5 protein-coding genes are annotated in these 6,369 nt (G+C 69.1%); all 5 read right to left on the reverse strand.

Going from position 1 to position 6,369, the window contains the following annotated elements; all coding sequences use genetic code 11:
- Window positions 1-78: 78 nt before the first annotated feature.
- Window positions 79-2,547 (reverse strand): DUF2156 domain-containing protein, encoded by a 2,469-nt coding sequence (locus B7X32_RS03245; RefSeq protein ID WP_292715946.1) that lies wholly within the window; start codon window positions 2,545-2,547, stop codon window positions 79-81.
- The gene (locus tag B7X32_RS03250) at window positions 2,544-3,845 is read right to left on the reverse strand and encodes an alpha/beta hydrolase-fold protein (RefSeq protein ID WP_292715949.1); all 1,302 of its coding nucleotides are present in this window, start codon (window positions 3,843-3,845) and stop codon (window positions 2,544-2,546) included. Before B7X32_RS03250 ends, B7X32_RS03245 begins: the two co-directional genes overlap by 4 nt.
- 224 nt (window positions 3,846-4,069) lie before the next feature.
- On the reverse strand, window positions 4,070-4,825 hold the full coding sequence (locus B7X32_RS03255; RefSeq protein WP_292715952.1) for an amino acid ABC transporter ATP-binding protein: 756 nt from the start codon (window positions 4,823-4,825) through the stop codon (window positions 4,070-4,072).
- A complete protein-coding gene (locus B7X32_RS03260; protein WP_292715955.1) occupies window positions 4,822-5,613 on the reverse strand; it encodes an amino acid ABC transporter permease in 792 nt (263 codons plus the stop codon). Before B7X32_RS03260 ends, B7X32_RS03255 begins: the two co-directional genes overlap by 4 nt.
- A gap of 19 nt (window positions 5,614-5,632) precedes the next feature.
- On the reverse strand, window positions 5,633-6,369 hold a 737-nt coding region (locus B7X32_RS03265), incomplete at its 5' end, for a basic amino acid ABC transporter substrate-binding protein (RefSeq protein WP_292715958.1).

Raw genomic sequence — 6,369 nt, forward strand, 5'->3', positions numbered from 1 at the left:
CGCCGTCCCGAGGGGCGGCGCCTCCGTCGCGTCCGGCGAGGCGTCCGGGACGCGGGTATGCCCGGCGGGTCAGCCCGGTCAGCCCGCGAGCGAGCGGGCCAGAGCCATGTACTCCGCCGGCGAGGCGTTCGGCAGGTACGCGCGCCCGATCGCGAGCCCGATCGCGGGGAGCTGCCCGTTGTCGGCGTAGAACAGGTGCATCGGACGGTACTCGGGGTTGAACTTTCCCTTGTACCGCAGCAGCGAGGCGAAGCCGTACGCGGGCTCGAGCACCCGGCTCAGCCAACCCAGCAGCCGCGTGATGCCGGGGTCCGCATCGGCGTCGCCGTCCACGGTCTGCGCGAGCGGGGCACCGGAGAGGCTCATGACCTCGAGACCCTGCTCCTTCATGTGCAGCGCCGCCGAGGCGATCGCGAACTCCATCACACCGGGCATCGCCCCGTCGGCGCGGCGCATGAAGTCGAGCGTGCGACCGACCAGCTCCCCCTCGCGCCACACGGGCATCCAGCTCGTCACCGCCTGCAGCTCGCCCTCCGGTCCGATCGCGAGGAGGATCTCGACGTCCGGATCCCTGAGCTCCTCCATCCCGCCCAGGGTGAAGCGCATCTCGGGCAGCGCCTTCTCCGCGATCCACTGCTCGCTGAGGGCGTCCAGCTGGGCGACCAGGCCCGCGGGCAGCTGCTCCCACGTGGTCCAGAGCGTGGTGAGCCCGTCGCGCTGTCCGCGGTTGTACGGCTGGCGCACCTTGGTCCACACCTTGCCGGTCAGCTCGAACCGGTCGAGCGGCACGACGGTCTCCTCCGCCACCGAGATGCTCTTCCACCCGAGGTCCTTGAACGCGGGGGCGAACTCCTCGTGCGTGCTGTAGAACACCGCGGTCCAGGCGTTGGCGTCGCAGAAGTCGAGGAATCCGCGGATGGTCTTCACCGTGTCGCCCGGCGTGCAGACCGGATCCCCGACGGCGATCGCGATGTCGTTCGCGACGCGGTAGGCGACCGCGCCGCGCCCGTCCGCCGTGAACCAGTGCTCGTTGCCCTCCCAGGTGCCCATGAATCCGAGCGTGCCGCCGTCGGTCGAGCGCAGCTGGGTGCGGAACCGCTCCGCATCGTCCGCGGCCTTGCGCGATCGTCCGAGCAGCAGCCCCACCATGGCGATCGCGAAGACCAGCCAGAACAGCGCACCCACGTCGCGGTGCAGCGCGAGCGCGATGCCGGTGAGCGGCGTGTGCCCGCTCGGGCGGCCGATGATCGTGGGCAGGAACCGGCGCAGCGTGGTCAGCAGCGACGACCAGAACGACGGCGAGTGCGAGACGGCCGAGACCAGGATCATGTTCGTGGCGGTCAGCACGACGAACGCGATCCCGATCGTGAGCGAGAACCGCCGCACCGCACGGCGCGAGGCGCGCACCGCGAACCGGCGATGGGTGATCGCCAGCAGGATGCACATCCCGACCGGGACCAGGATCGCCAGCACCGAGAATCCGGGGAACTGCCGGTCGATCTCGATCACGTCCGTCGGCTCGCGGAGCGAGCGGGTCGCCACGCTGAGGCCGGTGAGCAGGGCCATCACGGCGTTCACGCCGATCGCGAGGAACCAGGCGGCCCGGCGCCCCGCGCGCAGCCCCCACGCCGCGACCAGGCTGAGCAGCAGCGGGACGAGGCTCATCAGCACCACCCCGGTTCCGGCGGCGACCGCGGTGGTCACCCCGGCGACGCAGTGCGCGGACGCGTTGTTCTGCGAGCACGCGTCGGTGATCCCGGAGATGTCGACGCCGCGCAGTCCGGCGACCACGGGCGCGAGCGGCCCGATGCCGACGCCGGTGAGGAGCACGATCAGCGGCCCGAGGCCGGTCACGGCGACCATGGCCGCGGTGAGCGTCCTGGTCTCGTGATAGGAGCTGCGGTACCAGGCGGGCCGCGGCCGCCCGCTCGTGAGGATCACGCCGAGGACGAGGCCGGCGAGCGCGGCCAGCAGACGGTACACGCTGTCCGCGTCGCCGCCGTACAGCGTGTAGGTGACGAGGAGCGAGAGGCCGAGCAGGCGGATCCTGCGACGGTACAGGGCCGGTGCGAACGCGCTGCCCGCCAGGATCGCCCCGAGTATTCCGATCGAGGGATCCAGCACGGCGCCGCGGGCGTCGATCCGCGCCCACACCTGCCCCCAGGACCAGGCCAGCGACTGGATTCCGATGCCGAGCAGTCCGCCCAGCACGCCCGTCACGAGGAAGGCGCTCACGACGCGCCACGTCCCCATCAGCCGTTCGGCGTAGGCCAGCAGCGTGAGCGCGAGCACGGCGGACAGCAGCAGGCCGCCCCAGGAGTCCGGCACGAGCAGCGCCGTCAGCGGCGTCCACCATTCGCGCTCGCGTCCGAAAGCGAGCGGGCTGAGCCCGAGCCCGACGGGGCGATGCCCCCGCAGGGGTCCGAGCGCCAGACCGCTGATCAGGAGCAGGACGGTCAGCCCGACGGCGAACGGATGCCGGCGCGCGTAGCGCCCTGCCCTGCGCGCCACCGCCAGGACCGTCGTCATCACCCGCGACGAGGTCATCGGGACAGCCCCAGACGCGGGTAGAGCACCTCGAACGCCTTCTTCAGCCCGCCCAGCAGGCCGGGCCCGGTGTGGGTCGCGTTCGGCACCAGGTAGTACGTGGTGGTGAAGCCCGCCGCCTCCGCGAGACCCGCGGAGACGCGGTTCGCGGGTCCGTACTTCTTGTCGAGCGCCCCGGCCGCGAAGATCGCGTAGTGGCCCTCGTACGCTCCGGGGTGCTCGGCGAGGATCGCCTCCGGCTTGTTGGCGTCGAACGCGGCCTGATCGCCCTTGAACACCTTCTCCACCGACTTGGGATCGCCGAAGCCCGACCACGGCTCACCGGAGGCGGTGGCGATGTTGCCCCAGATGCCGGGATGCCGTGCGCCGTAGATGAACGCGCACGCCCCGCCGTTCGAGTATCCGGCGATGGTCCAGTACTTCGGATCCTGCAGCACCCGCAGATGTCCGCGGATCCAGTCCGGGATGTCCTTGTTGAAGTAGGTCTCGACCCCGCCGTAGGCGGCCGAGTCGACGCATCCGGGGTTCTGGTCCTGCGCACCGAGCTGGTCGGCGATGATCACGATGGGCGCGAGGCCGTCGTGCTTCGCGGCGAACTGGTTCATGACGTCCACCATCGGATGCGGGTTCGGGTAACCCGGCAGCCCCATCATGAAGACGACGACGGGGAGGGCCGGCGGATCCTTCACGAGGGCGGCCGGGGGCAGGTAGACGGTCGCCTCGCGGGGCTTGAATCCGGCAGAGGACTTCAGGGCGTTCGCGCCGGAGAGCGCGCCGAACCGTCCGCGGGAGGGCATGTCGGCGGGCGGCGTCCAGGTGTCGACGAGGGGCTTCGAGGACGCGGGCTGGTTCGTCAGCGGCGGCGCGAAGTGGTCCAGCGCGCCGAGCGTGTTGATGCCGAGGATGTCACCGAGGGTGCGATCGAGCGCGAACGCCTGGTTGATGCCGATGCCCATCGAGAGCACGGAGGCGATCACAGTGAGGATCGCCACGACCTTGCGCCACCAGCGCGAATCCCACAGGCTCACGATCGCCAGCCCGATCAGCGCGAAGCCGCTCGAAGTCCACCACTTCACCGCATCGGGCATCGGAACGCCGAACAGGTCGGCGGCGTCGACGAACACCACGAGGAACCAGCCCACGAGCGCGCCCGCGACCACGGCGATCGAGGCGCGCACGATCCAGCGCCGGCGGAGCGGCCGGATCAGCAGCGCGACGAGGCCCGCCGCGGCGAGCCCCCAGACGATCCACGGCACCGGTCCGTCGGCGAGGTCCAGCTCCAGCAACCATCGCGGCATGAAGGCCGTGCTCCGTTCCCGCCTCCGGACGGGGCGACGACCCATCGTAATCCGTGCCGCCTCGGCGGAACCGGTGCGAGCGCCCCGATCAGGCTAGGAGAACGCTATGAGACGCGCCGGGGACTCATAAGTCCCCGGCGCGTCTCGGGCGTCCGGTCCGCGACGGAGTGCCGTCCCCCGTCAGGGATATCCCTCGGTCAGGGCTTCGCTCCCTCAGAGCCGGCTCACAGCACGCGCGCGAGGAAGTCCTTCGTGCGCTGATGCTGCGGGTTCGCGAGCACCTCGCGGGGGTCGCCCTCCTCGAGGATGTGCCCGCCGTCCATGAAGATCAGGCGGGAGCCGACCTCCCGGGCGAAGCCCATCTCGTGCGTGACCACCATCATGGTCATGCCCTCGTCGGCGAGCGTCCGCATCACCTGCAGCACCTCGCCCACGAGCTCGGGGTCAAGCGCCGAGGTGGGCTCGTCGAAGAGCATCATGTCGGGGTTCATGCACAGCGCCCGCGCGATGGCGACGCGCTGCTGCTGGCCGCCGGAGAGCTGACTCGGGTAGGCGTCGGCCTTGTGCGCCATGCCCACGCGCTCCAGCATCGCCGTGGCGACCTTCTCCGCCTCCGCCTTGCCGCGCTTCTTCACCTGGCGCTGAGCGATCGTCAGGTTGCCGAGCACGTTCATGTGCGGGAACAGGTTGAAGCTCTGGAACACCATGCCGATGCGCGCGCGGACGCGGTCGAGGTCGATGTCGGGATCGGTGATGTCGATCCCCTCGACGACGATCTTCCCGCCGGTCGGCTCCTCGAGCATGTTCACCGAGCGCAGCAGCGTCGACTTGCCGGACCCCGAGGGGCCGATCACGCACACGACCTCGCCGGCGTGCACGGTCAGGTCGATGCCCTTGAGCACCTCGTTGTCGCCGTAGTGCTTGACGAGGCCCTGGACGTCGATCGCCGGAGCATTCAGATTGATCAGGTCGGTACTCATCGTCCCCTCGCCAACCGGCGCTCGAGCCAGGCCGTCAGCCGCGTCAGCGGAATCGTCACGATCAGATACAGCAGCGCCGCCATCACCATCGGCGTGGCATTCGCGTAGGTGGACAGCCCGTTGCGGGCGTACGTCGTCAATTCGTACGTGAGCGGCGTCGCGCCGATGACGAAGAAGAGCGACGTGTCCTTCAGCAGCAACACGAACTCGTTCGTGAGCGGCGGGATGATGATGCGGAAGCCCTGCGGCAGCACGATGAAGAACATCGTCCGCGACGGGGACATGCCGAGCGACCGCGCGGCCTCCGTCTGTCCCTTCGGCACCGCCTGGATGCCGGCGCGGATGGTCTCCGCCATGTAGGCGGACGACACCACGATGAGACCCAGCGTTGCTGCGCCGACCGGGCCGCCCGGGATCCGCACCTTCATCGCGATCGGCAGCATGATCCCGAATCCGAAGATCGTGATCAGCGCCGGGATGCCGCGGAAGAACTCGATCCACACCGTCGCCGCCCAGCGGAACGGCGGAATGCTGCTGAGCTTCATGAGCGCCAGGATCACGGCCAGGACGAGACCGCCCGCGAACGATTCGATCGTGAACAGCAGGGTGTTCTTCAGACCGACGGTGATGATGCCGGGAAGCAGCTTCATCGCGACCTCGGGGTTCGCGAACTGCTTCGCGACCGTCGGCCAGTCGGTGGCGAGCACGGCCCAGGCGATGAGCGCGATGATCACCGCGTAGACGGTGTAGTGGTAGACCCGCGTGCGGGTCCGCTTCTTCAGAGCCATCTCGAGCGTGGGCCCTCGGTCACTTCGCGGTGAAGTACTTGTCGTAGATCGTCTTGTACTCGCCGTTGTCCTTGAGCGCCTTCAGCTGCTCGTTGATCGCCTTGCGCAGGGCCTCGTTCTTGCCCTTGCCGAACGCGAAGCCGTAGGCCTCGTCGGTCTTGTACTGCTCGACGACCTTGTAGCTGCTGTCGTCCTTCTCGTGCTGGAGGTTGACCGGGTAGTCCTGCAGGATCGCGTCGATCTGTCCGCCCTGGAGGGCCGGCCACAGCACGCCGTCGTCGGAGAACTGGACGAGGTTGGCGCCCTTGGCGTGCGCCTTCGCGTAGTTCTCTCCGGTCGTGCCCTGCTGCACGCCGACGTTCTTGCCGCTGAGGTCGTTGATGCTCTTGATCCCGGACGAGGTCTTCACGAGCAGCGACTGCAGCGAGTCGTAGTACGGGTCGGAGAAGTCGATGTTCTTCTTGCGGTCGTCGGTGATCGTCATGGCGGAGGCGCCCATGTCGCACTGACCGGCGAGGAGCGCCGTGCCCGACTGCAGGGTGTCGAAGTTCGTGACCTGGAACTGGGCCTTGAGGTCGAGCTTCTTCGCGATCGCGGTGAGCAGATCGACGTCGAAACCGGTGTACTGACCGGAGCCGGTCGACTCCTCGTACTCGAACGGCTTGTAGGGGATGTCGGAGCAGACCGTGAGCGTGCCGGCCGTGATGAGACCGTAGTCCGTGCCTCCGGCGGCGCTCTCCGTGGGAGCGGAACCCG

The organism is Microbacterium sp. 13-71-7, assembly GCF_002257455.1.
In the GTDB taxonomy this organism is placed as follows: domain Bacteria; phylum Actinomycetota; class Actinomycetes; order Actinomycetales; family Microbacteriaceae; genus Microbacterium.

What these genes read in the sequence shown, in the direction of transcription:
- B7X32_RS03260 (WP_292715955.1), bottom strand. Translation starts at nt 5,613, where the DNA reads ATGGCTCTGAAGAAGCGGACCCGCACGCGGGTCTACCACTACACCGTC.
- B7X32_RS03255 (WP_292715952.1), bottom strand. Translation starts at nt 4,825, where the DNA reads ATGAGTACCGACCTGATCAATCTGAATGCTCCGGCGATCGACGTCCAG.
- B7X32_RS03245 (WP_292715946.1), bottom strand. Translation starts at nt 2,547, where the DNA reads ATGACCTCGTCGCGGGTGATGACGACGGTCCTGGCGGTGGCGCGCAGG.
- B7X32_RS03250 (WP_292715949.1), bottom strand. Translation starts at nt 3,845, where the DNA reads ATGCCGCGATGGTTGCTGGAGCTGGACCTCGCCGACGGACCGGTGCCG.